General features: G+C 72.9%; 22 protein-coding genes. 15 read left to right on the forward strand and 7 right to left on the reverse strand.

Annotation, left to right across the window (positions count from 1 at the left end; genetic code table 11):
* Positions 1-84 precede the first annotated feature (84 nt).
* The 3 genes from ACZ38L_RS10135 to ACZ38L_RS10145 all read right to left on the reverse strand — a co-directional run bounded on the left by ACZ38L_RS10135 (position 85) and on the right by ACZ38L_RS10145 (position 5,079).
* Positions 85-1,155 carry an NAD(P)/FAD-dependent oxidoreductase gene (locus tag ACZ38L_RS10135; protein ID WP_465691136.1) on the reverse strand — a complete coding sequence of 357 codons (1,071 nt, stop codon included), beginning with the start codon at positions 1,153-1,155 and terminating at the stop codon, positions 85-87.
* A gap of 220 nt (positions 1,156-1,375) precedes the next feature.
* The gene (locus tag ACZ38L_RS10140) at positions 1,376-3,274 is read right to left on the reverse strand and encodes an ABC transporter ATP-binding protein (protein WP_465691285.1); all 1,899 of its coding nucleotides are present in this window, start codon (positions 3,272-3,274) and stop codon (positions 1,376-1,378) included.
* A 71-nt stretch (positions 3,275-3,345) separates the two neighbouring features.
* The gene (locus ACZ38L_RS10145; protein ID WP_465691138.1) at positions 3,346-5,079 is read right to left on the reverse strand and encodes an ABC transporter ATP-binding protein; all 1,734 of its coding nucleotides are present in this window, start codon (positions 5,077-5,079) and stop codon (positions 3,346-3,348) included.
* A 203-nt stretch (positions 5,080-5,282) separates the two neighbouring features.
* Between ACZ38L_RS10145 and ACZ38L_RS10150 the strand changes: the two genes are divergently transcribed.
* The gene (locus tag ACZ38L_RS10150) at positions 5,283-7,196 is read left to right on the forward strand and encodes an AMP-dependent synthetase/ligase (RefSeq protein WP_465691140.1); all 1,914 of its coding nucleotides are present in this window, start codon (positions 5,283-5,285) and stop codon (positions 7,194-7,196) included.
* 58 nt (positions 7,197-7,254) lie between these two features.
* Positions 7,255-8,484 carry a radical SAM family heme chaperone HemW gene (gene hemW / locus ACZ38L_RS10155; protein ID WP_465691142.1) on the forward strand — a complete coding sequence of 410 codons (1,230 nt, stop codon included), beginning with the start codon at positions 7,255-7,257 and terminating at the stop codon, positions 8,482-8,484.
* Between the two features lie 6 nt (positions 8,485-8,490).
* Here the strand turns inward: hemW and ACZ38L_RS10160 are convergent, their stop codons facing one another.
* From ACZ38L_RS10160 to htpX, 3 genes are read right to left on the reverse strand one after another with little or no spacing between them, the layout of a single operon-like run.
* Positions 8,491-9,324, reverse strand: a complete 834-nt coding sequence (locus ACZ38L_RS10160) for a DUF3097 domain-containing protein (RefSeq protein WP_465691144.1) — start codon at positions 9,322-9,324, stop codon at positions 8,491-8,493.
* Between the two features lie 52 nt (positions 9,325-9,376).
* Positions 9,377-9,961, reverse strand: coding sequence for a PspA-associated protein PspAB (pspAB, locus tag ACZ38L_RS10165; RefSeq protein WP_465691146.1), 585 nt, complete (start codon positions 9,959-9,961; stop codon positions 9,377-9,379).
* 34 nt (positions 9,962-9,995) lie between these two features.
* On the reverse strand, positions 9,996-10,925 hold the full coding sequence (htpX, locus tag ACZ38L_RS10170) for a zinc metalloprotease HtpX (RefSeq protein ID WP_465691148.1): 930 nt from the start codon (positions 10,923-10,925) through the stop codon (positions 9,996-9,998).
* Positions 10,926-11,236: 311 nt separating this feature from the next.
* On the opposite strand from htpX, the gene hrcA reads away from it, so the two are divergent.
* The 13 genes from hrcA (at position 11,237) to ACZ38L_RS10235 (ending at position 25,570) form a co-directional block, all read left to right on the forward strand.
* A complete protein-coding gene (hrcA, locus tag ACZ38L_RS10175) occupies positions 11,237-12,400 on the forward strand; it encodes a heat-inducible transcriptional repressor HrcA (protein WP_465691150.1) in 1,164 nt (387 codons plus the stop codon).
* A gap of 81 nt (positions 12,401-12,481) precedes the next feature.
* Positions 12,482-13,624 carry a molecular chaperone DnaJ gene (gene dnaJ, locus ACZ38L_RS10180; RefSeq protein WP_465691152.1) on the forward strand — a complete coding sequence of 381 codons (1,143 nt, stop codon included), beginning with the start codon at positions 12,482-12,484 and terminating at the stop codon, positions 13,622-13,624.
* A gap of 85 nt (positions 13,625-13,709) precedes the next feature.
* Positions 13,710-14,459, forward strand: a complete 750-nt coding sequence (locus ACZ38L_RS10185; RefSeq protein ID WP_465691154.1) for a 16S rRNA (uracil(1498)-N(3))-methyltransferase — start codon at positions 13,710-13,712, stop codon at positions 14,457-14,459.
* Positions 14,460-14,535: 76 nt separating this feature from the next.
* The gene (locus tag ACZ38L_RS10190) at positions 14,536-17,787 is read left to right on the forward strand and encodes a S41 family peptidase (RefSeq protein ID WP_465691156.1); all 3,252 of its coding nucleotides are present in this window, start codon (positions 14,536-14,538) and stop codon (positions 17,785-17,787) included.
* A gap of 111 nt (positions 17,788-17,898) precedes the next feature.
* Positions 17,899-18,258 carry an HIT domain-containing protein gene (locus ACZ38L_RS10195; RefSeq protein ID WP_465691158.1) on the forward strand — a complete coding sequence of 120 codons (360 nt, stop codon included), beginning with the start codon at positions 17,899-17,901 and terminating at the stop codon, positions 18,256-18,258.
* A 4-nt stretch (positions 18,259-18,262) separates the two neighbouring features.
* Complete coding sequence (locus ACZ38L_RS10200; protein ID WP_465691160.1) at positions 18,263-19,180, forward strand: ribonuclease Z; 918 nt, start codon at positions 18,263-18,265, stop codon at positions 19,178-19,180.
* Positions 19,181-19,361: 181 nt separating this feature from the next.
* The gene (locus tag ACZ38L_RS10205) at positions 19,362-20,462 is read left to right on the forward strand and encodes a PhoH family protein (protein WP_465691162.1); all 1,101 of its coding nucleotides are present in this window, start codon (positions 19,362-19,364) and stop codon (positions 20,460-20,462) included.
* Positions 20,463-20,476: 14 nt separating this feature from the next.
* Complete coding sequence (gene ybeY, locus ACZ38L_RS10210) at positions 20,477-20,971, forward strand: rRNA maturation RNase YbeY (protein WP_396564140.1); 495 nt, start codon at positions 20,477-20,479, stop codon at positions 20,969-20,971.
* 4 nt (positions 20,972-20,975) lie between these two features.
* Positions 20,976-22,298, forward strand: coding sequence for a hemolysin family protein (locus ACZ38L_RS10215; RefSeq protein WP_465691164.1), 1,323 nt, complete (start codon positions 20,976-20,978; stop codon positions 22,296-22,298).
* 76 nt (positions 22,299-22,374) lie between these two features.
* Positions 22,375-22,728, forward strand: a complete 354-nt coding sequence (locus ACZ38L_RS10220; protein ID WP_465691166.1) for a cytidine deaminase — start codon at positions 22,375-22,377, stop codon at positions 22,726-22,728.
* Positions 22,729-22,808: 80 nt separating this feature from the next.
* Positions 22,809-22,958: a hypothetical protein gene (locus tag ACZ38L_RS10225; RefSeq protein WP_396564135.1), complete on the forward strand. Its 150-nt coding sequence runs from the start codon at positions 22,809-22,811 to the stop codon at positions 22,956-22,958.
* 55 nt (positions 22,959-23,013) lie between these two features.
* Positions 23,014-23,964 carry a GTPase Era gene (era, locus tag ACZ38L_RS10230; RefSeq protein ID WP_396564133.1) on the forward strand — a complete coding sequence of 317 codons (951 nt, stop codon included), beginning with the start codon at positions 23,014-23,016 and terminating at the stop codon, positions 23,962-23,964.
* Between the two features lie 94 nt (positions 23,965-24,058).
* The gene (locus ACZ38L_RS10235; protein ID WP_465691169.1) at positions 24,059-25,570 is read left to right on the forward strand and encodes a peptidase M16 family protein; all 1,512 of its coding nucleotides are present in this window, start codon (positions 24,059-24,061) and stop codon (positions 25,568-25,570) included.
* Here the strand turns inward: ACZ38L_RS10235 and ACZ38L_RS10240 are convergent.
* A complete protein-coding gene (locus tag ACZ38L_RS10240) occupies positions 25,462-25,734 on the reverse strand; it encodes a protealysin inhibitor emfourin (protein WP_396564129.1) in 273 nt (90 codons plus the stop codon). The genes ACZ38L_RS10235 and ACZ38L_RS10240 overlap by 109 nt on opposite strands.
* Positions 25,735-26,012: the final 278 nt, after the last annotated feature.

Genomic DNA, 26,012 nt, shown 5'->3' on the forward strand with positions numbered 1-26,012 from the left:
GGGCAGCCGCAGCCGTCCCGGGGCCCTCGGGCTGTCCGTCCCTGTCCTCCGCGCCCCGGACTTCTCCGCCCCGGACTTCTCCGTTCAGCGCAGCGTGCGGGCGACGTACGAGAGGATGGCCGCCTTCGTCAGCCGTCCGGCACCGCCGGTGAGCACGCTGGGCCGCATCGAGTCGTCGCCGTGGGTCAGCTGCGCCAGCCCGTCCCGGCGGCCCAGGCTCAGGCACTGGCCGGCGTAGCGGAACGCGAACGGCCGGTCGGTCCGGCCGGCCAGCACCCGGCCGAGGTACTGACCCATCGGCAGGGCGGTCGCGCAGCCCATCCGCAGCGTGCCGGTGCCGGGCACGGTGACCGCGGCCGCGTCGCCGGCCACCAGGACCTCCGGGTGGGAGACCGACCGCAGGTGCCCGTCCACCAGGGCGCGTCCGTCGGCGGCGACCGCCAGCCCGGCCTCGGCGGCCAGCGCCGGCGGCTCCATCGAGGCCGCCCAGGCCACCACGTCGGCCGGGATCGGCCCGGCCGTGGTGCGCAGCCCGTCCGGGCCGACCTCGGTCACTCTGGCCTGTGTGTGTACACGCACCCCGAGCTGGTCCAGGGTCCGCAGGATGTGCGCCCGCCCCCTGTCCGAGAGCCAGCCGCCGACCTGCCCGGCCGCGACGATCCGCACCCGGCACTCGGGGAACGCCTCGGCGAGCTCGGCCGCCAGCTCGATCCCGGTCGACCCGCCGCCGACCACCGCCACCGAGCCCGTCCGGTCCGCACCGCGCAGCCGGTCGCGCAGCTCGGCCGCCCGTTCCATCGGGTAGGCGTGCTCAGCGGCACCGGGGACGCCGTGCCAGGCGGTCCGGCTGCCCAGCGCGTACACCAGGGTGTCGTAGCCGACCGCCTGGCCGGAGTCCAGGAAGACCTTGCGGCCGGCCAGGTCCAGCCGGGTCACCCGGGCCGGCAGGTGGGTCACCCGCCGGCCGCGCAGCAGCCCCTCGATGGTCGGCCGCTGCTCGGGGTGGCCGGCGGCGGTCTCGTGCTGGCGGATCCGCTGCAGGAAGCGGGTCTCCGGGGCGACCAGGGTCACCGGGTGCCGGCGGCCCGCACCGCCGGCCGCGGTCAGTCCCGCGTAGCCCGCTCCGACCACCACGATCTGCTGTTCCTCGGTCATGTCGTCCTCACTCCGTGCGCCGTGGGCGTGTTCGAAGTGGGGACCGGGCAGCCGGCCGGGATGTGACAGTGACTCCGATCACATCGCCGGAGGGCGGGTCATCAGAGGCGGCATCACCAGAGGGCACCTCATCGGGCGGAAGGACAGGCGGGCGGATACGCCAACGGCCGGGCGCGGGAGGTCGGCCGGTCCGACCTCCCGCACCCGGCCGCCGGACGGGTCAGTCCGTCTCCGCGACGGCCTGGGCGAACTGAGCCTGGTAGAGCCGCGCGTAGGCGCCCTCCGAGGCGATCAGGTCGTCGTGCGTGCCCTGCTCGACGATCGAGCCGTTCTCCATCACCAGGATCACGTCGGCGTCCCGGATGGTGGAGAGCCGGTGGGCGATCACGAAGCTGGTCCGGCCGGTGCGCAGGGTGGCCATGGCCCGCTGGATCAGCACCTCGGTCCGGGTGTCGACCGAGCTGGTCGCCTCGTCCAGCACCAGGATGCTGGGCTGGGCGAGGAACGCCCGGGCGATGGTGACCAGCTGCTTCTCGCCCGCGCTGACCCCGGTGCCCTCGTCGTCGATCACCGTGTCGTAGCCGTCCGGCAGGGTGCGCACGAAGCGGTCCACGTGCGCTGCCTTGGCCGCCTCGATCACCTGCTCGCGGGTGGCGTTCTCGGAGCCGTAGGCGATGTTCTCGGCGATGCTGCCGCCGAACAGCCAGGTGTCCTGGAGCACCATGCCGATCCCGGAGCGCAGCTCCTCGCGCGACATCGCCGCGATGTCCACCCCGTCCAGGGTGATCCGGCCGCCGGTGACCTCGTAGAACCGCATCAGCAGGTTGACGAGGGTAGTCTTGCCGGCGCCGGTCGGGCCGACGATCGCCACCGTGTTCCCCGGCTCGACCTTCAGCGAGAGGCCCTCGATCAGCGGCTTCTCCGGCTCGTAGCGGAACGCCACGTCCTCGAAGGCGACCAGCCCGCGAAGCTCGGCCGGCCGCTCGGGCCGCTCCGGCTCGGCGGACTGCTCCTCGGCGTCCAGCAGCTCGAAGACCCGCTCCGCCGAGGCGACGCCGGACTGCACCAGGTTGGCCATCGAGGCCACCTGGGTGAGCGGCTGGCTGAACTGCCGGGAGTACTGGATGAAGGCCTGCACGTCACCGATGGACAGCGCGCCGCTGGCCACCCGCAGACCGCCGACCACCGCGACCGCCACGTAGTTCAGGTTGCCGATGAACATCATCGCGGGCTGGATGATGCCCGAGATGAACTGGGCCTTGAACGACGAGGCGTAGAGCGCCTCGTTCTGCCGGCGGAAGATCTCGGCGGCCTCGCGCTGCCGGCCGAAGACCTTGACCAGCGCGTGGCCGGTGTACATCTCCTCGATGTGCCCGTTCAGCGCGCCGGTGGTCTTCCACTGGGCGCTGAACTGCGGCTGCGCCTTCTTGCCGACCCGGGTCGCGACGATCACCGAGAGCGGCACCGAGACCAGCGCGATCAGCGCCAGCAGCCAGGAGATCCAGAACATCATCACCAGCACGCCGATGATGGTGAGCAACGAGTTCACCACCTGGCCCATGGTCTGCTGCATCGACTGGCCGATGTTGTCGATGTCGTTGGTGACCCGGCTGAGCACCTCGCCGCGCGGCTGCTTGTCGAAGTAGCTCAACGGCAGTCGGGAGAGCTTGGCGTCGACGTCGGTGCGCAGCCGGTTGACGGTCCGGTTGATCGCCCCGGCGGCGAGCCGGCCCTGCAGGGTGGCGAAGCCGGCCGAGGCCAGGTAGATCACCAGCACCCAGAGCAGCACGCTGCCGATGGCGTTGAAGTCGATGCCGTGGCCAGGGGTGAAGTGCACGGAGCCGAGCACGTCGGCGATGCCGCCCTTGCCCTGCGCCCGCAGATTCTGGATCACCTGGGCCTGGGTCAGGCCGGCCGGCATCTCGCGGCCCACCACGCCGGCGAAGATCAGGTCGGTCGCGTTGCCGAGCACCTTGGGCCCGATCACGGCGCAGCCCACGCTGAGCGTGCCCAGCCCGAACACTCCGGCCAGGGCCGCCCGCTCCGGGCGCAGTCGGTTCAGCAGCCGCTTGGCGGAGCCCTTGAAGTCCATCGACTTCTCGGTCCCCTGGCCGCCCATGAAGCGGCCCGGGCCGGCCGGGCCGCGGCGGGCGGCCGCCTCCTGCGAGCCGCCGGACTTCTGCGGGGTGGTCACGCCGCCTCCTGCTCGGTGAGCTGGGAGAGCACGATCTCCCGGTACGTCGGGTTGTCGGCCATCAGCTCGTGGTGCGTTCCGCTGCCGACCACGGACCCCTCGTCCAGCACCAGGATCCGGTCGGCGTCCCGGATGGTGCTCACCCGCTGCGCGACGATCACCACGGTGGCGTCCGCGGTCTCCCGGGCCAGCGCCTTGCGCAGCCGCGCGTCGGTGGCGTAGTCGAGGGCCGAGAAGGAGTCGTCGAAGAGGTAGATCTGGGGCTTGCGGACCAGCGCCCGGGCGATCGCCAGGCGCTGCCGCTGGCCGCCGGAGACGTTGCTGCCGCCCTGCGCGATCGGGGCCTCCAGGCCACCCTCCAGGCGCGACACGAAGTCCTTCGCCTGGGCGGTCTCCAGCGCGTGCCAGAGCTCCTCGTCGGTGGCGTCGGGCCGGCCGTAGCGCAGGTTGCTGGCCACCGTGCCGGAGAACAGGTACGGCTTCTGCGGCACCAGGCCGACCGACTCGGCCAGCTTGGCCGGGTCGAGCTCGCGCACGTCCACGCCGTTGACCAGCACCTCGCCGTCGGTGGCGTCGAACAGCCGCGGTATCAGCCCGAGCAGGGTGCTCTTGCCGCTGCCGGTGCTGCCGATCACGGCGGTGGTCTCGCCGGGCCGGGCGGCGATGTCGATCCCGCGCAGCACCGGGGCCTCGGCGCCCGGGTAGCGGAACTCGACGCCGCGCAGGTCCAGGTGGCCGTGTGCCCGCAGTTCGGTGACCGGCGCGTGCGGCGGGACGACGCTGGACTCGGTGTCCAGCACCTCCACGATGCGCTCGGCGCACACCTCGGCGCGCGGCACCATCATGAACATGAAGGTGGCCATCATGACGCTCATCAGGATCTGCATCAGGTAGGACAGGAAGGCGGTCAGCGCGCCGACCTGCATCCCACCGCTGTCGATCCGGTGCGCGCCGAACCAGAGCACGGCGACGCTGGAGCAGTTCACCACCAGCATCACGGTCGGGAACATCAGCGCCAGCAGCTGGCCGACCCGCAGCGAGGTGCCGGTCAGGTCGGTGTTGGCGGTGTCGAACCGGCGCTGCTCGTGGCCGTCCTTGACGAAGGCCCGGATCACCCGGATCCCGCTGATCTGCTCGCGCAGGATGCGGTTGACAGTGTCGATCTTGGTCTGCATGCTACGGAACTGCGGGCGCAGCCGGCGGATCAGCAGCGTCACCAGGAGGCCGAGCAGCGGCACCGCGACGATCAGCAGCGAGGAGAGCTCGACGTCCTGGTTGAGCGCCATGATGATGCCACCCACGCACATGATCGGTGCGGCGACCATGAGCGTGAACGTCATCAGGACCAGCATCTGCACCTGCTGGACGTCATTGGTGGTGCGGGTGATCAGCGAGGGCGCGCCGAACCGGCCGAGCTCCCTCGAGGAGAAGCTCTGCACCTGGTCGAAGACCGAGGTGCGGATGTCCCGGCCGAGCGCCATCGCGGTGCGCGCGCCGAAGAAGACGGCGCCGATCGAGCAGAGCGCCTGGACCAGGGTGACCCCGATCATCACCCCGCCGGTCCGCAGGATGTACGAGGTGTCGCCCTTGACCACGCCGTCGTCGATGATGTCGGCGTTGAGCGTGGGCAGGTAGAGCGCGGCGATGGTGGAGATGAGCTGGAGCAGTACCAGCAGCGAGATGGGTTTGGAGTAGGGCGCCAAGTGGGCCCTGAGGAGTCGGATGAGCACTCGGAAACTCTCGTTGTCGGCAGGAGGTGTGCGCAAGCTCATTCTGGGTGAACCTCTTGCGCCGGTGGTCTTACGCCGGTGGCCCGATAACCCCTAGGCTGTCGTCAGCCCTTGTTACCAGCGAGTTAACAAGTCTGTCGGGCGGACCACCCCCACACCCGCTCGGCATCCACCCTCGGCCACCTGGTCCCCCGGAGGTCTCGTTGAGTTCAGCGCAGTCCCTGATCGGTACTGACACGATCGCCGGGCGCCCGGCCTCAGTAGCGCATCTGTTCTTCAGCAGGGTAGAGGCCACCCCTGACACCGAGGCGTACCGGTACCCGGTTCCGGTCGACGAGCACGCCGCCGACGGCGCCCCGGGCGCCGAGCAGTGGCGGTCGATGACCTGGGCGCAGACGGCCGTCAGGGTGCGGAACATCGCGGCCGGCCTGATGGCACTGGGCGTGGAGGCCGAGGACCGGGTCGCCATCGCCTCCTCGACCCGGATCGAGTGGATCCTCGCCGACCTCGGCAACATGTGCGCCGGCGCGGCCACCACGACCGTCTACCCGAGCACCAACGCCGACGAGACCGCCTTCATCCTCGGCAACTCCGGCAGCAAGGTGCTCTTCGCGGAGAACGCCAAGCAGCTCGACAAGGCGATCGCCGAGCGCGACCGGCTGCCGGCCCTGGCGCACGTCGTGCTGTTCGACGCGCCGGCCGAGCGGCCCGCGGCGGCCGGTCTGGAGGTGCTCACCCTGGCCGAGCTGGAGGAGCGCGGCGCCGGCCACCTCAAGGAGCACCCGGACGCGGTGGAGCGCGCGGTCGAGGCGCTCGACCGCGAGCAGCTGGCCACCCTGATCTACACCTCCGGCACCACCGGCCGGCCCAAGGGCGTCCGCCTGGTGCACGACTGCTGGGCCTACGAGGGGGTGGCCCAGCAGGAGAGCGGGATGCTGCGCTCGGACGACGTGCAGTTCATGTGGCTGCCGCTGTCGCACGTGTTCGGCAAGACCCTGATCTGCGGCCAGATCGCCACCGGCCACGTGATGGCGGTGGACGGTCGGGTGGACCGGATCATCCACAACCTGCCGGTGGTCCGCCCCACCCTGATGGCCTCCGCCCCGCGGATCTTCGAGAAGGTCTACAACGGCATCGCCGGCAGGGCCCGGACTGAGGGCGGCGCCAAGTACAAGATCTTCCTCTGGGCGGCGAAGGTGGCCCGGCAGCACGCCCGGGTCAGCCAGGAGAACCGGATCGCCACCGGCCGGGACAGCGTGCCGTTCGGGCTCGGGCTCCAGCACACCATCGCCGACAAGCTGGTCTATGCCAAGATCCGGGCCGCGTTCGGCGGCCGGCTGCGCGGCTCGGTCTCCGGCAGCGCGGCGCTGGCGCCGGAGATCGGCTACTTCTTCCTCGGGGCCGGGGTGCCGATCCTGGAGGGCTACGGGCTCACCGAGACCAGCGCCGGTTCCGCGGTCAACCCGGCCGAGGACGTCCGGATCGGCACGGTCGGCGTGCCGCTGCCGGGCACCGAGGTGCGGATCGCCGAGGACGGCGAGATCCTGCTGCGCGGACCGGGCGTGATGCGCGGCTACCACGAGCTGCCGGAGCAGACCGCCGAGGTGCTGGAGCCGGACGGTTGGTTCCACACCGGCGACGTCGGCGAGCTCACCGAGGGCGGCTACCTGCGGATCACCGACCGCAAGAAGGACATGTTCAAGACCTCCGGCGGCAAGTACGTGGCGCCCAGCGAGGTCGAGGGCAAGTTCAAGGCGCTCTGCCCGTTCGTCAGCAACATCCTGGTGATCGGCAACGGCCGCAACTACTGCACCGCGCTGATCTCGCTGGACGAGACGGCGATCATGCCCTGGGCGGCGGAGAAGGGGTTGCCGGGCAGGACGTACGCGGAGGTCTGCGCGGCGCCCGAGGTGCGCACCCTGATCGAGGGCTACGTGCAGCGGCTCAACGGTGAGCTGCAGCGCTGGCAGACGATCAAGAAGTTCACCCTGCTCCCGCGCGACCTGGACGTCGAGCACGGCGAGCTGACCCCGAGCCTCAAGATCAAGCGGCCGGTGGTGGAGCGCACCTACGCCGACGCGGTCACCGAGATGTACGCGGGCGCCAACGAGGCCTGAGTCCCGCCCGTTCGGTACGGCCGGCCGAGTCCGCCCGGTCGTACCGGACAATGGGGGCATGCCCTCCGCACTCCCCGACGGCGAACCCGTGCCGTCCGACGGCTCGCTGCCCGCCCACGCCCTGGCCGGAATCGGCGAGCGCCCGTTCGGTTTCTACCTCCACGTGCCGTACTGCGCGACCCGCTGCGGGTACTGCGACTTCAACACCTACACCGCCACCGAGCTGCGCTCCTCGGGCGCGGTGGCCTCGCAGGAGACCTACGCGCAGAACCTGGTCGCCGAGATCCGGCTGGCCCGCCGGGTGCTGGGCGAGGCCGAGCTCCCGGTCCGCACGGTCTTCCTCGGCGGCGGCACGCCCACCCTGCTGCCGGCCCGTGACCTGGTCTCCGCGCTGACGGCGATCCGCGACGAGTTCGGCCTGGCGCCGGACGCCGAGGTGACCACCGAGGCCAACCCGGAGTCGGTCGACCCGGCGTACCTGGCCGAGCTGCGCGAGGGCGGCTTCAACCGGATCTCGTTCGGCATGCAGAGCGCCCGCCCGCACGTGCTCGCGCTGCTGGACCGGCACCACACCCCCGGCCGGCCGGAGGCCTGCGTCGCCGAGGCCCGCGCCGCCGGCTTCGAGCACGTCAACCTGGACCTGATCTACGGCACGCCGGGGGAGTCCGACGACGACTGGCGGGCCTCGCTGGACGCCGCGATCGGCGCCGGCCCGGACCACGTCTCCGCCTACTCGCTGATCGTCGAGGACGGCACCAGGCTGGCCGCCCGGATCAAGCGCGGCGAGCTGCCGATGGTCGACGACGACGTGCACGCCGACCGCTACCTGATCGCCGAGCAGGCGCTCGCGGCGGCCGGCTACGCCTGGTACGAGGTCTCCAACTGGGCCACCACGCCGGCGGGCCGCTGCCGGCACAACGAGCTCTACTGGACCGGCGCCGACTGGTGGGGCGCCGGGCCGGGCGCACATAGTCACGTCGGGGGCGTGCGATGGTGGAATGCCAAGCACCCCGCGGCCTACGCGCAGGCGCTCGCCGAGGGCCGCACGCCGGGGCTGGGTCGCGAGGTGCTGGCCGCCGAGGACCGCCGGGTGGAACGGATCCTGCTGGAGCTGCGGCTGGTCGAGGGCTGCCCGCTCGACCTGCTCGCCCCGGCCGGCCGCAGGGCCGCCGAGCAGGCCCTGGCGGACGGTCTGCTGGCCGCCGAGGCCTTCGCGGCCGGCCGGGCCGCGCTGACCCTGCGCGGCCGGCTGCTCGCCGACGCCGTCGTTCGCGACCTGGTCGACTGACCGCGCTCAGCTGCCCGGCTGGGTGACGAAGTCGATCAACTCCTCCACCTTGCCCAGCAGCTCGGGCTCGAGGTCGCGGAAGGAGTTCACCGAGGAGAGGATCCGCTTCCAGGCGCCCGGGGTGTCCACCGGCCAGCCCAGCCGCCGGCAGATCCCCTCTTTCCACGACTCGCCGTGCGGTACCCGCGGCCAGCTGGCGATGCCCACGCTGGCCGGTTTGACCGCCTCCCACACGTCGACGAACGGGTGGCCGACCACGAGCACGGCCTCACCGGTCACCGCCGCGGCGATCCGCTGCTCCTTGGTGCCGGGCAGCAGGTGGTCGACCAGCACGCCGAGCCGCCGCCCGCCGCCCGGGGCGAAGTCGGTGACGATGGCCGGCAGGTCGTCGATCCCCTCCAGATACTCCACCACGACGCCCTCGATCCGCAGGTCGTCGCCCCAGACCCGCTCGACCAGCTCGGCGTCGTGCCGTCCCTCGACGTAGATCCGCGACTCGCGGGCCACCCGGGCCCGGGCGCCCGGCACCGCCAGCGAGCCGGAGGCGGTCCGGGCCGGGCGGTGCGGGCCCGGCGCCGCCCGGCCGGGCCGCACCAGGGTCACCGGCTGGCCGTCCAGCAGGAAGCCGCGCGGGACCAGCGGGAAGACCCGGTGCTTGCCGAACCGGTCCTCCAGGGTGACGGTCACCCCCTCGGCGGTCTTCTCGCAGCGCACCACCGCGCCGCAGAAGCCGGTGGCCGCCTCCTCCACCACGAGGTCGCGCTCGGCGGCCACCTCCGGCGCGGGCCGCTGTCGCTTCCAGGGCGGGGTGAGGTCGGGTCCGTACTGAGTGCTCCGCATAACCAGCGACTATAGGCAGCCTGACGCTCACTCCGGCCCGCCCGGCGCCGGCTCACAGACCCGGCGCGCCCCAGACCGGGAACCAGCGGCTGAGGTCGGACTCCACCCGCAGGTCGTTCCCCAGCATCGCCTTCACCTGCAGCTCCAGCGGGCTGTTGCGGCGCTCCCCGCCACCCGGCATCGGGGCGAAGGGGTAGAACGTGCCGCGCTTGTACAGGTACACCAGCGCCAGCGACTGCCCGGCCTCGTTGCGGAAGCCCACCAGCGAGCAGAGCAGCTGCGGCCCGAAGCCGTTCGCCTCCAGCTCGCTGTTGACCGCGTGCAGGTCGTTGACCAGCTCCGGCAGCTCCTCCGGGGCGTGCCGGGCGAGCAGCCAGGAGTACCCGTAGTCGTCCTGGCTGGCCTCGACCGGCACCCCGCCCGAGCCGGTGTCGGCGTCCAGCAGCGCCCGCACCTGCCGCTCGACCTCGCCGAACGCCCCGCCCTCGACGGCGGCGAAGCAGACCGACCCGCGCCCGGTCGGTTTGAAGCCGACGGCGGCCTCCAGGGTCAGGGCCGCGGACGGCACGCCGAAGAGCTGGTCGAGGTCCGGTCGGACCGGCTTGCTCCGGCCGAGCAGCGCATCCAGGAAACCCACGGTCGTTCCTTCCTCAGGTCGTTCTCAGGGGGGCTCAGCGTCCCAGCTCGGCCGAGATCTTGGCCAGCTGCTCCAGACGCTGCTCCAGGCTCGGGTGAGTGGACATCAGCTGGCTGGCCGCCTCCCGGGCGCTCAGCGCGGGGGCGAAGTAGAAGGCGTTGTACGGCTGCGCCTTGCGCAGGTCCTGGGTCGGAATCGCGGCGATCTGGCCGGTCACCTTGGTGAGCGCCGAGGCCAGCGCGCTGGGCCGGCCGGTGAGCTGGGCGGCGGCCCGGTCGGCGGCCAGCTCGCGGTAGCGGGAGAGCAGCCGGGTGAGCAGGAAGCTGATCGCGTAGACCACCATCGACACCAGCGGGATGAGGATCATCGCGATCGCGGCGGAGTTGTCGTTGTTGTTGTTCCGGTTGTTGCCGCCGCTCATCATCCCGCTGTAGAGCGCGATCCGGGTGATCGCGCCGGCCAGCACGCCGAGGAAGCCGGCCACCGTCATCACCGCGACGTCCCGGTGGGCGACGTGCGACAACTCGTGGGCGAGCACGCCCTCCAGCTCCTCCGGCTCCAGCCGGCGCAGCAGGCCGGTGGTGACGCAGACCACCGAGTTCTGCGGGTTGCGGCCGGTGGCGAAGGCGTTGGGCATGTCGTTGTTGGCGACCGCGACCCGGGGCTTGGGCATGTCGGCCAGTGCGCAGAGCCGGTCAATGGTGCCGTGCAGCTGTGGGTACTGCTCGGGGGTGACCTCGTGGGCGCCCATGGCCCGCTCGGTGATCTTGTCACTGAACCAGAACTGCGCCACGAACAGTCCGCCGGCGAGCAGCACCACGAGTGGCCAGGCCCCCCGCAGCAGCACGATCAGCACCCCGGTGAAACCGACGTACAGCAGCCCGATCAGGAACATGGTGGTGACCATCCGCCCGGTCAGACCACGGTCGGGCGCGAAGCGGGTGTGGGGGCCAGACGCCGACATGGTTGCTCCTCAGATCTTTCCGTCTAGAAACGCTATCGATGCTGCCACTTCGTCCGGTCGCAGGCACCACCCCTGCCGGGGCTTCCGCGCTCGCGCGTCGCGCCCGGTCCGGGCCCCGCCACGGGGCGGGCGCACCGGCCGGACGCGACGTGATCCGCGTGGCATCCCGGGCCAGGGCGTTCCTGCTGTCGGACCCGGGCCTTACACTGGCAGGTACCGTTCTGGCACTCTGCTGAGCAGAGTGCCAGAGCGATCAACCGACACCGCAAGGCCTGGCACCAGGACAACGCGCGAAGAGGGAGGTGCGTGCCATGTTCGACGAACCCGAGTCCGGCTCCCGACCGACCGGGCGCGAGTCGGCGTCCGACGGCCCGTCGGCCGCGAGGGCCGCACGTCCGTCCGGCGCCAGGCCCCCGATCACCCCGCGTGGGCTGGTCGAGTCGCACGGCGACATCCGTCCGCTGGACGAGCGCAAGCTCGCCGTGCTGCGGGCCATTGTGCAGGACTACGTGGGCACCGAGGAGCCGGTCGGCTCCAAGGCCCTGGTCGAGCGGCACAACCTGGGCGTCTCCCCGGCCACGGTCCGCAACGACATGGCCACGCTGGAGGAGGACGGCTACATCCAGCAGCCGCACACCAGCGCGGGCCGGATCCCGACCGACAAGGGCTACCGGCTCTTCGTCGACCGGCTGGCCGAGGTCAAGCCGATGAGCGCGCCCGAGCGCCGGGCGATCCGGCACTTCCTGGACGGCGCGGTGGACCTCGACGACGTGGTGGCCCGCACCGTCCGGCTGCTCGCCCAGCTGACCCGTCAGGTCGCGGTGGTGCAGTACCCGTCGCTGAGCCGGTCCACGGTCCGGCACGTCGAGCTGGTGCTGATCGCCCCGACCAAGGTGATGCTGGTGCTGATCACCGACACCGGCCGGGTCGAGCAGCGGGTGGTCGACTGCCCGGGCCCGGTCCGTGAGACCACCCTGGCCGACCTGCGGGCCCGGCTGAACGCCCGAGCCGCCGGCTGCCGCTTCCCGGACGTGCCGGCGCTGGTCGAGGACCTCCCGGCCTCCTTCGAACCGGCCGACCGGCCGACCGTCACCACCGTGCTCTCGACCCTCTTCGAATCCCTGGTGGAGCAGAATGAGGAGCGGATCATGCTGGCCGGCACCGCCAACCTGACCAGGTTCGGCCACGACTTCCCGCTGACCATCCAGCCGGTGCTGGAGGCCCTGGAGGAGCAGGTCGTCCTGCTCCGTCTGCTGGGTGAGACGGCGGACGCCGGGATGACCGTCCGGATCGGCCGGGAGAACGACTACGAGGGCCTGAATTCCACCTCCATCGTCTCGGTCGGTTACGGTTCGGGCGACGAGAGCGTGGCGAAACTGGGTGTGATCGGCCCGACCCGGATGGACTATCCGGGCACAATGGGGGCGGTGCGAGCGGTGGCACGGTACGTGGGCCAGATCCTGGCCGAGTCGTAGAGAAGCACCCACCTGCCGGATCCGGCAGGTGGCCGAGACCAGTCGCAAGCACTTCTACAGGCGGAACAAGCGGAGCATTTGGTGGCCACGGACTACTACGCGGTACTCGGCGTCCGACGGGATGCGGGGCAGGACGAGATCAAGAAGGCGTTCCGGCGCCTCGCACGCGAACTGCACCCGGACGTCAACCCGGACCCGAAGACGCAGGAGCGGTTCAAGGAGATCAACGCCGCCTACGAGGTGCTCTCCGACCCCGCCAAGCGGCAGGTCTACGACCTCGGCGGCGACCCGCTCTCGCCGAACGGCGGGGGCGGCGCGGGCGGCTTCGGCGCCGGCGCGGCCGGCTTCGGCTTCTCCGACATCATGGACGCCTTCTTCGGCGCCGCCTCGGGCCAGCGCGGCCCGCGCTCGCGCACCCGGCGCGGCCAGGACGCCATGATCCGGCTGGAGATCACCCTGGAGGAGGCCGCCTTCGGCACCACCAAGGAACTCCAGGTCGACACCGCGGTCACCTGCACCACCTGCAGCGGCGAGGGCGCGGCCCCCGGCACCTCCGCGCAGACCTGTGACATGTGCCGCGGCAAGGGCGAGGTCTCCCAGGTCACCCGGTCCTTCCTGGGCCAGGTCATGACCTCCCGCCCCTGCCCGCAGTGCCAGGGCTTCGGCACGGTCGTGCCGACCCCGTGCCCCGAGTGCGCCGGCGACGGCCGGGTGCGCGCCCGCCGCACGCTCACCGTCAAGATCCCGGCCGGTGTGGACAACGGCACCCGGATCCAGCTGGCCGGCGAGGGCGAGGTCGGCCCCGGCGGCGGCCCGGCCGGCGACCTCTACGTCGAGATCGCCGAGACCAACCACGCGGTCTTCCAGCGCCGCGGCGACGACCTGCACTGCACGGTGACCATCCCGATGACCGCCGCGGCACTCGGCACCCAGGTGCCGCTGCAGACCCTGGACGGCCTGGAGGAGGTCGACATCCGGCCCGGCACCCAGTCCGGCCAGTCGATCCCGCTGCACGGGCGGGGCGTCACCCACCTGCGCGGCGGCGGCCGGGGCGACCTGATAGTGCATGTCGAGGTGCAGACGCCCACCAAGCTCGACGTCGAGCAGGAGGAGCTGCTGCGCCGGCTCGCGGTGATGCGCGGCGAGGAGCGGCCCTCCGGCCACTTCGCGCCCGGCCAGCAGGGGCTTTTCTCGCGCCTGAAGGACGCGTTCAACGGCCGCTGAACCGCTTGACCGGGATGGCCGGCCGACCCGTCGTCGGCCGGCTGCCCCGGCTTCTCCCCCAGAGAACCCACTTCCAGGAACGCCCATGACCGCGCCCGTCTTCGTCGTCGACACCGCCCGGCTCGCCGCCGCGACCCCCGGCACGGTGGTCCGGCTGGACGGCGCCGAGGGCCGGCACGCCGCCGCCGTCAAGCGGCTGACCGCCGGCGAGGCGGTCACCCTGACCGACGGCCTGGGCCTCGGCGGCGACGGTACGGTCAGCGTGGTGCACGGCAAGGACGCGCTGGACGTCACGCTCGACGTGCTGCGCGCGGAACCGGGGCCGAGCCCGCGGATCGTCGTCGTGCAGGCGCTGCCCAAGGGCGACCGGGGCGAGCTGGCGGTGGAGACCATGACCGAGGTCGGGGTGGACGTGGTGATCCCGTGGTCGGCCTCCCGCTGCATCACCCAGTGGAAGGGCGACCGCGGCGCGAAGGCACTGGCCAAGTGGCGGTCCACCGCGCGCGAGGCGGGCAAGCAGGCGCGCCGGCTGCGCTTCCCCGAGGTGCGCGAGCCGATGACCACCCGACAGCTCGGCCCGCTGGTGGCCGCGGCGGCCTTCGCCGCGGTGCTGCACGAGGAGGGCGCCGAGCCGCTGGCCACCGCCGAGCTGCCCGGCGGCGGCGACCTGGTGCTGGTGGTCGGGCCGGAGGGCGGGGTCGCCCCCGAGGAGCTGGCCGCCTTCGCCGAGGCGGGCGCCCGGCCGTACCGGCTGGGCCCGTCCGTGCTGCGCACCTCCACCGCGGGGGTGGCCGCCGGCGCGCTGCTGCTGGGTCGCACCGGCCGCTGGTCCTGAGCCCGAGCCGCCCCACCCGTCGTTCGCTGTCAAAGAAAGCCCTCCGGGCCGCGGCCGTCGCGCATACCCTGACGCCGTGACGGAACCCGTGAGCACCTCCGCCGGCGCCTACCTGCGCCACCCGCACCTCCACGGCGACCTGCTGGCCTTCGTCGCCGAGGACGACGTCTGGCTCGCCCCCCTCGATGGCGGCCGGGCCTGGCGGGTGACCGCCGACCGCTTCCCGGTCGCCCACCCGCGCTTCTCGCCGGACGGCCGCCGGCTCGCCTGGACCTCGTACCGGGACGGCTCGGCCGAGGTGTACACCGCGCCGGTGGACGGCGGCCCGGCCGAGCGGCTCACCCACTGGGGCTCCGCCGGTCAGGGCCTGGTGCGCGGTTGGACCCCGCAGGGCGAGCCGGTGGCGATCACCTCCGCCGGGCAGGCCACCCCCCGCCGGACCTGGGCCCACGCCGTCCCGCTGGACGGCGGCGAGCCGCGCCGGCTGCCGTACGGTCCGGTCGGCGGGCTGGCCTTCGAGCCCGATGGCGACCGCGTGCTGCTGCTCTCCGCCTTCAGCCGGGAGCCCGCGCACTGGAAGCGCTATCGCGGTGGCACCGCCGGGAAGCTCTGGATCGGCAGCCCGGGTGGGGGAGGGTTCGTCCGCCTGCACGCCGAGCTGGACGGCAACCTGGACTCCCCGCTCTGGCTCGGCGACGGGCCCCACCGAGGAGCGAGGATCGCCTTCCTCTCCGACCACGAGGGCACCGGCCGGCTCTACTCCAGCCTCCCCGACGGCTCCGACCTGCGCGCCCATGCGCGGGCGGACGGCTTCTACGCCCGCAACGCCGCCACCGACGGCACCCGGGTGGTCTGGCACAGCGCCGGCGACCTGTGGATCCTGGACGACCTCGACGCCGCGACCCCGCGCCGGCTGGACGTCCGGCTCGGCGGCCCGCGCACCGGCCGCCGCCCGTACCCGGTGGCCGCCGCCGGCCGGCTGGAGACGGTCAGCCCGGACCGCACCGGCCGGGCCGCCGCCGTGGTGGTCCGCGGCACCGCGCACTGGCTGACCCACCGGGAGGGACCGGCCCGGGTGCTGGACGAGACCCCGGGCACCCGGTCCCGGCTGGCCCAGGTGGTGCCGCCGACCGGCGAGGGCACGGCACAGGGCGCGCTCTGGGTCACCGACGCAGCCGGCGACGACGCCCTGGAGTACGCCCCGGACGCGCTGGGCCCCGAGCGTCGCCGGCTGGCCGCCGGGCAGCTCGGCCGGGTGCTCGGGCTGATCGTCTCGCCGGACGGCAAGCGGGCCGCGGTGGCCGCGCACGACGGCCGGGTGCTGCTGGTCACGCTCTCCGACGGCGCCGTGCGGGAGCTGGCCCGCAGCGCGGACGGCGAGGTCAGCGGGCTGGCCTTCGCACCGGACTCGGCCTGGCTGGCCTGGTCGCAGCCGGCGTTGAGCCCCTGGTCGCTGCGGCAGATCATGCTCGCCGACCTCACCGGGGGCACCGTCAGCGAGGCGACCCCCCAGCGCTTCGTGGACACCTCGCCGGTCTTCACCGCCGACGGCAGGCACCTGGCCTTCCTGTCGGTGCGCAACTTCGACCCGGTCTACGACGCGCACACCTTCGACCTCGGTTTCCCCGGCGGCGCCCGCCCGTACCTGGTCACCCTGGCGGCGGACACCCCGTCGCCGTTCGGGCCGCAGCGGGCCGGGCGGCCGGCCGAGGGCGAGGACCGCGAGGAGAAGGCCGCCGACGGCGAGGAGGCGGTGGTCACCACCACCGTCGACCTGCCCGGCCTGGCGGACCGGATCGTTCCGTTCCCGGTCGAGGCCGGCCGGTTCGGCAGCCTGCGCGCGGCCCGGGACGGCGTGCTCTGGACCAGGCTGCCGCTCCTCGGCGAGTTGGGCGACGAGGCCGCCTCGCTGGACGACGAGCGGCCCGGCCCGGTGCTGGAGCGCTTCGACCTGCGCAAGCTGCGGCTGGAGCAGCTGACCGACAGCGTCGACACCTTCGCGGTCAGCGGCGACGGCAGCCGGCTCGCCGTGCTGGACGGCGCCGAGCTCCGGATCGTCCCCGCGGACCGCAAGCCCGGCGAGGACGACGAGACCCGGGTCGACCTGGAACGGTTGCGGGTCACCGTCGATCCGGCGGCCGAGTGGCGGCAGATGTTCGACGAGAACGGCCGGCTGATGCGGGACAACTTCTGGCGGGCCGATCTGGACGGGGTCGACTGGGCCGGCGTCCTGGACCGCTACCGCCCGCTGGTCGACCGGCTCGGCTCGCACCACGACCTGGTGGACCTGCTCTGGGAGGTGGTCGGCGAGCTGGGCACCTCGCACGCCTACGTCTCCCCACCCGGCTGGGGCACCGAGCCGGCCCGCCGGCAGGGGCTGCTCGGCGCGGACCTGGTCCGGGACGGCGGGGAGTGGCGGGTCGCCCGGGTGCTGCCCGGTGAGTCCTCCGACCCGCGGGCCCGCTCGCCGCTGTCCGCGCCGGGCGTCGCGGTCCGGGCCGGGGACGCGCTGCTCGCGGTCGACGGCCGCCCGGTCGACCCGGTCCGCGGACCGGCTCCGCTGCTGGCCGGCACCGCGGGTCGGCCGGTGGAGCTGTCGGTCCGCGGCGCGGACGGCACGGTCCGCCACGCGGTGGTGGTCCCGCTGGCCGACGAGGAGGCGCTGCGCTACCACGACTGGGTGGCCGGCCGGCGCGCCGAGGTCCGCGAGCGCTCCGGCGGACGGCTCGGCTACCTGCACGTGCCGGACATGCTGAGCGCCGGCTGGGCCCAGCTCCACCGCGACCTGCGGGTGGAGATGGCCAAGGAGGGGGTGCTGGTCGACCTGCGGGAGAACCGCGGCGGCCACACCTCGCAGCTGATCGTCGAGAAGCTGGCCCGCCGGGTGGTCGGCTGGGGCCTGGCCCGCGACGTGGCCACCCCCGAGGTCTACCCGGCGGACGCCCCGCGCGGCCCGGTGGTGGCGCTGGCCAACGAGTTCTCCGGCTCGGACGGCGACATCGTCAACGCCGCGATCCAGGCGCTCGGGATCGGCCCGGTGGTCGGCACCCGGACCTGGGGCGGCGTGATCGGCATCGACTCGCGCTACAGCCTGGTCGACGGCACCGGCGTCACCCAGCCCAAGTACGCGACCTGGATCGAGGGTTACGGCTGGGGCGTGGAGAACCACGGGGTCGACCCGGACGTCGAGGTGTCGATCGGGCCGCACCACTGGGCGGCCGGGGAGGACCCGCAGCTGGTCGAGGCGGTCCGGATCGCGCTGGCCGCGCTGGCCGAGCGGCCGGCCAAGGCGGCACCGCCGCTCCCGCCGCCGGGCCCGCGGCGCTGAGCCCGCCGGCCGGCGCCCGGCGGTCCGCCCGCGAGCGGACCGCCGGGCGCCGTCCGGTAGTTTGGCGGCACGTCACACCCCTTGTCCGTCATCCCTCCTGGAGCCCGACCGATGGCCGACCTGCCCGACCCCGACTGCATCTTCTGCAAGATCGTCACGCGGGACATCCCGGCGACCGTGGTCCGCGAGACCGACCGCACGCTGGCCTTCCGCGACATCAACCCGCAGGCCCCGACGCACGTCCTGGTGGTCCCCAAGGCGCACTACCCGAACGCCGCCACCCTGGCCGCCGCCGACCCGGAGCTGGCCGCCGCGGTGCTGACCGAGGCGGCCGAGGTGGCGGCCGAGGAGAAGATCGCCGAGTCGGGTTACCGGCTGATCTTCAACACCGGCGCGGCCGCCGGCCAGACCGTCTACCACGCGCACGTGCACGTGCTCGGCGGCCAGGCCTTCCACGAGGGCCTGGTCTGATCCGGTGACGCAGCGCGAACTCGTCGTCCTCGGTACGGCCAGCCAGGTGCCCACCCGGCACCGCAACCACAACGGCTACCTGCTGCGCTGGGACGGCGAGGGGGTGCTCTTCGACCCGGGGGAGGGCACCCAGCGGCAGATGCTGCACGCGGGCGTCTCGGCCACCGACCTGACCCGGATCTGCGTCACGCACTTCCACGGCGACCACAGCCTGGGCCTGGCCGGCGTGATCCAGCGGATCAACCTGGACCGGGTGCCGCACCCGGTGCACGCCTACTACCCGGCTTCCGGGCAGGCCTACTTCGACCGGCTGCGGCAGGCCACCGCGTTCCACGAGACGGTCGAGCTGCGCCCGCACCCGGTCGCCGGGCCCGGCCCGCTGGACGCCACCGGCGCGCCGTTCGCGCTGGAGGCGGTGCGGCTCTCGCACCCGGTGGAGTCCTTCGGCTACCGGCTGACCGAGCCCGACGGCCGCCGGCTGCTGCCCGAGCGGCTGGCCGTGCTCGGGCTGCGCGGCCCGGCGGTCGGCCGGCTGCAGCGCGAGGGCCGGCTGGAGCTGGCCGGCCGGACGGTCACCCTGGACGAGGTCAGCGAGCCCCGGCGCGGCCAGCGGTTCGCCTTCGTGATGGACACCCGGCTGTGCGACGGGGTGGCGGCGCTGGCCGAGGGCGCCGACCTGCTGGTGGTCGAGGCGACCTTCCTGGCGGCCGAGGCCCACCTGGCCGAGGAGCACGGCCACCTCACGGCCGGCCAGGCCGCCCGCGCCGCCGCCGCGGCAGGGGTGCGGACCCTGGTGCTCACCCACTTCTCGCAGCGCTATCCGGACCTGGCCGGGCACCTGGCCGAGGCTCGGGCGGAGTTCGACGGTGAACTGGTGCTGGCCGAGGATCTGGCCCGGATCCCGCTGCCGCCCCGGCGCTGACCGGACGCGGCAGCAAAAAAGGTGGCGCCGGCGGGTCCGCTGTCGCACCATCGATCAGGCCGCGCGACACCGGCGAACACCTGCGCGGCGTACCCTGGTGGCCTCGGAAACCGACCGAGTGGCCACCCCGAGACCACGGATGGGATGAGGCAGGCCTCAGCGCCGACCCATGAGCGAACCGATGAGTGACACCGCACAGTCCCGCACCCAGGGCACCAACGGGTTCAGCGCCCGGATCGTGATTCCCGAGAAGCACCCGATGGTCACCCTGCTCGGTGCCACCGACTCCCTCCTGCGAGTGATCGAGCGCTCCTTCCCCGAGACCGACATCCACGTCCGGGGCAACGAGGTCACCGCGACCGGCGACCGGGCCGAGATCGCCCTGGTCGAGCAGCTGTTCCGCGAGATGATGCTGGTGCTGCGGACCGGCCAGCCGCTGACCGAGGACGCCGTCGAGCGCTCGATCGCGATGTTGAAGGCCAACGCGGGCAACCCCGACGGCGCCGGCACGAGCCCGTCCTCGGTCTTCACCGCGAGCATCCTCTCCAACCGCGGCCGCACGATCCGGCCCAAGACGCTCAACCAGAAGAGCTACGTCGACGCGATCGACAAGCACACCATCACCTTCGGGATCGGCCCGGCCGGCACCGGCAAGACCTACCTGGCGATGGCCAAGGCCGTGCAGGCGCTGCAGGCCAAGGAGGTCAACCGGATCATCCTGACCCGCCCGGCGGTCGAGGCCGGCGAGCGGCTCGGGTTCCTGCCCGGCACCCTCTACGAGAAGATCGACCCGTACCTGCGCCCGCTCTACGACGCGCTGCACGACATGATGGACCCGGACTCGATCCCCCGGCTGATGGCCGCCGGGACCATCGAGGTCGCCCCGCTCGCCTACATGCGCGGCCGGACCCTGAACGACGCCTTCATCATCCTGGACGAGGCGCAGAACACCTCGCCCGAGCAGATCAAGATGTTCCTGACCCGCCTCGGCTTCAACTCCAAGGTCGTGGTCACCGGCGACACCACCCAGATCGACCTGCCGAGCGGTACCCGCAGCGGCCTGAAGGTGGTCCAGGAGATCCTGGCCGACATCCCGGACATCCACTTCTCGATCCTGACCAGCACCGACGTGGTGCGCCACAAGCTGGTCGGCCGGATCGTGGACGCCTACGAACGCTGGGACGCCGAGAACGGCGACGAGTCCGGCCCGGCGCCGCGCAAGTCGGCCCCGCGCGGCCCGCGCACCCGTACCCCCCGACAGCCCCACCGCACCGAAAGCTGAGCACAGACCTCCCCATGTCCATCGACATCGCCAACGAGTCCGGCTGGGACGTCGACGAGGAGTCCATCCTCGACGTCGCCCGCTTCGCCCTCGACAAGATGCGGATCCACCCGCAGTCCGAACTGTCCGTGATCATCGTTGACAGCGAGGCGATGGAGCAGCTGCACATCCAGTGGATGGACCTGCCGGGCCCGACCGACGTGATGTCCTTCCCGATGGACGAGCTGCGCCCGGGCAAGGAGGGCGAGGAGCTGCCGCAGGGACTGCTCGGCGACATCGTGCTCTGCCCGGAGGTGGCCAAGGCGCAGGGCGCGGCGGCGCCGTCCAACCACTCGATGGACGAGGAGCTGCAGCTGCTCACCGTGCACGGGGTGCTGCACGTACTCGGCTACGACCACGAGGAGCCGGAGGAGGAGCAGACCATGTTCGCCCTCCAGAAGCGGATCCTGGACGACTGGCGGGCCGGTCGCGGGCTGACGGGGATCTCCCCGGCGCCCACCACCCACTGATCCGATGAGCGCTGACAGTACGAGTTTCCTGATCGGGGCCTGCCTGCTGGTGGTACTCGGCTGGCTGGCCGCCTGCGCCGAGGCGGGCATCTCGCGGGTCTCCCGGTTCCGCGCCGAGGAGGCCCTGCGCAGCGGCCGGCGGGGCGCGCAGCGGCTGCTGGTGATGGCCAGCGACCCGATCCGCTACCTCAACCTGGCGACCCTGATCCGGGTGGCCAGCGAGATGGCGGCGGCGGTCCTGGTGACCGTGGTGTGCGTGCGCAACCTCCAGCAGGCCTGGCAGGCGGTGCTGCTGGCGTTCGGCGTGATGGTGCTGGTCTCGTTCGTGGCGGTGGGCGTCTCGCCGCGCACCATCGGCCGCCAGCACCCGTTGACCACCGCGACCGCGGCCTCCTTCGTGTTGCTGCCGCTGGCCGGGGTACTCGGCCCGATCCCGCGGCTGCTGATCCTGCTCGGCAACGCGCTGACCCCGGGCAAGGGCTATCGCGAGGGGCCGTTCGCCTCCGAGGCGGAGCTGCGGGCGCTGGTCGACCTGGCGGAGAAGGACGACCTGATCGAGGACGAGGAGCGCCGGATGGTGCACTCGGTCTTCGAGCTGGGCGACACCATCGTGCGTGAGGTCATGGTGCCGCGCACCGACCTGGTGATGATCGAGCGGAACAAGACCGTCCGCCAGGCGCTCACCCTGGCGCTGCGCTCCGGCTTCTCGCGGATCCCGGTGGTCGGCGAGAACGAGGACGACGTGGTCGGCATCGTCTACCTCAAGGACCTGGTCCGGCGCACCCACGTCAACCGGGACGCCGAATCGGAGCCGGTGGACGCGGTGATGCGGCCGGCCGTCTTCATCCCGGACAGCAAGCCGGCCGGTGACCTGCTGCGCGAGATGCAGCAGATGCGCTCGCACGTGGCGATCGTGATCGACGAGTACGGCGGCACGGCCGGCCTGGTCACCATCGAGGACATCCTGGAGGAGATCGTCGGTGAGATCACCGACGAGTACGACCGGGAGATCGCCCCGATCGAGGACCTCGGCGACGGCTCGTACCGGGTCACCGCCCGGCTGCTGGTCGAGGACCTCGGGGAGCTGTTCGGCATCCGGCTGGCGGACGAGGACGTCGAGACGGTCGGTGGCCTGCTCGCCAAACACCTCGGACGGGTGCCGATCCCCGGCTCCGCCTGCGAGATCCCGCTCCCCCCGGACACCCCGGACGGCCTGGCCGGCATCCGGCTGACCGCCGAGAGCTCGGCCGGCCGCCGCAACCGGATCGGCACCATCGTGACGGCCCCGGTGCACGCGACCGCCGGCGCCCCGGACGAGGGCGAGTAGCGCCGGTCGTCCACGGTGCGGACCACTCGGTGGACGCCCGTGCCCGTTGGGGGCCGGGCGTCCTATGCTCGGCAGCATGACTGACCTTGATCACGGCCCGGACGCCGAAGACCGGAAGATCATCACGCTGGCCCGCTCGGCCCGGGCCCGCAACGCCGTGCCGGAGGGGGCGGCGGTCCGTGACGAGACCGGCCGGACGTACGTGGCCGGCACGGTCGCGCTGCCCTCGCTGCGACTGAGCGCGGTGCAGACGGCGGTGGCGATGGCGGTGGCCAGCGGCGCCAAGGGGCTGGAGGCGGCGGCCGTGGTGACCGCGGCGGCGGAGCCCGCGGCCGAGGACCTGGCCGCGGTCCGCGACCTGGGCGGCGCCGGCACCCCGCTGCTGCTGGCCGGTCCGGACGGTGCGCTCCGCGGTCGGTCCGAGGCCTGATCCGACGTCCGGTCACCCCCGGTAGGCCCACCGCCGATCGAATGAATTACCGATAACCTCGCCCTGACTGGGGGTGAGCGATGGGGGCGCTGGGTTTCTTCGCCGCGCTGCTCGTGGTGGTGATGGGCATGGGGCGGTGGCACGAGACGCACTCGCCGTACTGGCTGGCGGGTTCGATCGCGCTGCTGGTGTTGACGCTGATCGGTGCGCTGACCTCGCGACGGAAGTGAGCCGGGTCACCGCGCCCGGTCCGGCGGTCCGGGGGGCCCGGGGTGATCAGGGAGAATGGTGCGCATGAGCGACACTCCCTCCTCCCCGGCAGCCCCCCACCGCGCGGGCTTCGCGTGCTTCGTCGGCCGTCCCAACGCGGGCAAGTCGACCCTGACCAACGCCCTGGTGGGGACGAAGGTCGCGATCACCTCGGACCGCCCGCAGACCACCCGGCACACCGTGCGCGGCATCGTGCACCGCCCGGACGCCCAGCTGGTGCTGGTGGACACGCCCGGTCTGCACAAGCCGCGCACCCTGCTCGGCGAGCGGCTCAACGACCTGGTCCGCAGCACCTGGGCGGAGGTCGACGTGATCGGCTTCTGTCTGCCCGCGGACCAGAAGCTCGGCCCCGGCGACAAGTTCATCGCCAAGGAGCTGGCCGAGATCCGGAAGACCCCCAAGGTGGCCATCGTCACCAAGACCGACCTGGTGGACTCCAAGCGGCTGGCCGAGCAGCTGATCGCGGTCCAGCAGCTCGGGGTGGAGCTGGGCATCGAGTGGGCCGAGATCATCCCGGTCTCCGCGGTCGGCGACAAGCAGGTCGACCTGCTGGCCGACCTGCTCACCCCGCTGCTGCCGACCAGCCCGCCGCTCTACCCGGACGGCGACCTGACCGACGAGCCCGAGCAGGTGATGGTCGCCGAGCTGATCCGCGAGGCCGCGCTGGAGGGGGTGCGGGATGAGCTGCCGCACTCGCTGGCCGTGGTGGTCGAGGAGATGATCCCGCGCGAGGGGCGCCCGGCCGACCGCCCGCTGCTCGACATCCACGCCAACGTCTACATCGAGCGGCAGAGCCAGAAGGCGATCGTGATCGGTGCGAAGGGCGCGCGACTGAAGCACGTGGGCACCACGGCCCGCAAGCACATCGAGGCGCTGCTCGGCACGCCGGTCTACCTGGACCTGCACGTGAAGGTGGCCAAGGACTGGCAGCGCGACCCCAAGCAGCTGCGCAAGCTGGGCTTCTGAATCGGCCGGATCAGCGGAAAGGGCGACTTTGCCTTCCCTTGGTTTTCTCTTGAACCCTGCTTGACGTTGGAAACTGGCTTCATATGATCATTTGGTGCAGCGTGATCTGATCGACGGCGTACCGGTGCTCTGGGAGCCGGCCCCCAGCGGGGAGGACGGCCCCGGCCCGCTGGAGGCCGCCCTGCTGTTCGGCTGCGGCGTCCGCGACGAGACCTTCCGGACCCGGGGCGTCACCCGCCTGGTCGCCCGACGGACGCTCGGCGCGCTGCCGCGGCTCGGGTGCCGGCAGCACGCCACGGTCACCCTGGAGCTCGCCGAGTTCGGCTGCGCCGGCCGTCCGGAGCAGGTGGCCGGCTTCCTCGAAGGGGTCTGCCGGGCGCTGGCCGAGCCGTCGGCGGGGCGGGCCGGCCCCGTGGGCGATGCGCTGCCCCGCCCGACGGTCGGCGCCCTGCTCGCCCACCGCTACGGGATCCAGGGGCCGGGCCTGGCGCCGTACCCGGAGTGGGGCGGGATCCCGGCCGAGGCGGTCCGCGACCGGGCGCAGCGGTACTTCCACGCCGGCAACGCCGTCCTGCTGCTGACCGGCCCGCCCCCGGAGGGCCTGCGCCTGCCGTTGCCGCCGGGGCGCCGTCCGATCCTCGGGGCGGCCGAGCCGGTGCTGCCCGCCGGGCCGTCCTGGCGGGCCGCCGGGGTGTCCGGGTCTGGCCTCGCGGTCCGGGTCGAGCTGGCCGACGCGGCCGTGCGGTTGGCGATGACGGTGCTGGCCGGGCGGCTCCGGGTGGCGCTGGAGGACCGGGTCGAGCAGGAGTCCGTGCTGACCGGACCCGGGTGGGGCGAGCGGATCGTCCACGTGTCCGACGCGGACCCGGGCCTGGCCGAACTGCTCTGGACCGAGGCCCGGCGGCTGGCCGCGGACGGGCCCAGTGCGGCGGAGCTGGCCGAGCGGCTCGCCCGCGCCGCCGACCAGCCGCTCGACCCGGCCGAGCCGTTCGCCCGGGCACACGCCGAGCTGCTCGGCTGGCAGCACCGCTCGCCGGAGGAGGAGCTCGCCGCACTCAAGGAGTTGACGGTGGACCAGGTGCGCGAGGCGTTCGCCGGCGCGCTGGGTGGGGCGCTGCTGGTGGTGCCTCGCGGCGCCGGGTCGGGGCTGGCGGCGGCCGGCCTGCCCGCCCACCGCTGCGGCGCGCACCGCACCCCGCCGGGCGCCGGGCGACAGCTCCGGCCGCGGCGCCGGGACCGGGCTGTTGAGCGGGGCCGCCCGGGAGGCCCCGCTCTGGGTGACCGACCGGGGGCTGGTCCTGCGCTCGCCGGGCGGCGAGCTGTGCGAGCTGCCGTACTCCTCGGTGGTCGGCGTCGAGGTGCGCGGCCCGGGTCGGGTGGTGTACGGGCGGGACGGCTGCGTCATCCCGGTGCTGCCGGGCCTCTTCGCCGGCTCGGGGCCGGCCGTCCGGGCCGTCGACGCGGCGGTGCCGGCCGGGCTGCGCTTCACCGCGTCCGTCAGCGGGCGACCCCCTGGTGCAGCACAAGGGACACCAACTCGCGCTGGGAGTCTGTCAGTTGTGGATCGGCGCAGTGCACCGTCCGGCCGTCCACGATGATCGTGTAGTGGTAGCCGTCCGGTACCCCGTAGGCCGGCTGCCGGGAGGCCCCGGCCACCGCCTCGCGGGTGAGCGCGTGCACGTGCGGCGCGTCGGGTCGTCGCTCGGTGTCCAGTTCGGCGCTGGTGGTGCGCCCCATGAGGCCGCCGGTCCTGGTCACCTGGATACGCATGGTCGTCAGTCTGCTACGCAGCGCTCGGCTTCGCCCGGGTTCCGCCAACTCCGTCGCTGCGAGCCAGGTCACAGCCGGTCGCGCGGCGGCGGAGCGGCCCGCCGTCTCACGGAGTGGAACGTTGTCCTGGTTCGCTTCGGCTCGTCGGAGCCCTGGGCTACCCTGGCAGCATCATGCGTTACGGGCTGCTTCTTCTTAGCTGCCGCGGCGAGGGCCTGTAAACCGAATCCAGGCCGGCTCCCTCGCCGCGGGGTCTGTGCTGTGCGCATCCCTGTGAA

It is taken from the genome of Kitasatospora sp. NPDC024654 (genome assembly GCF_055559155.1).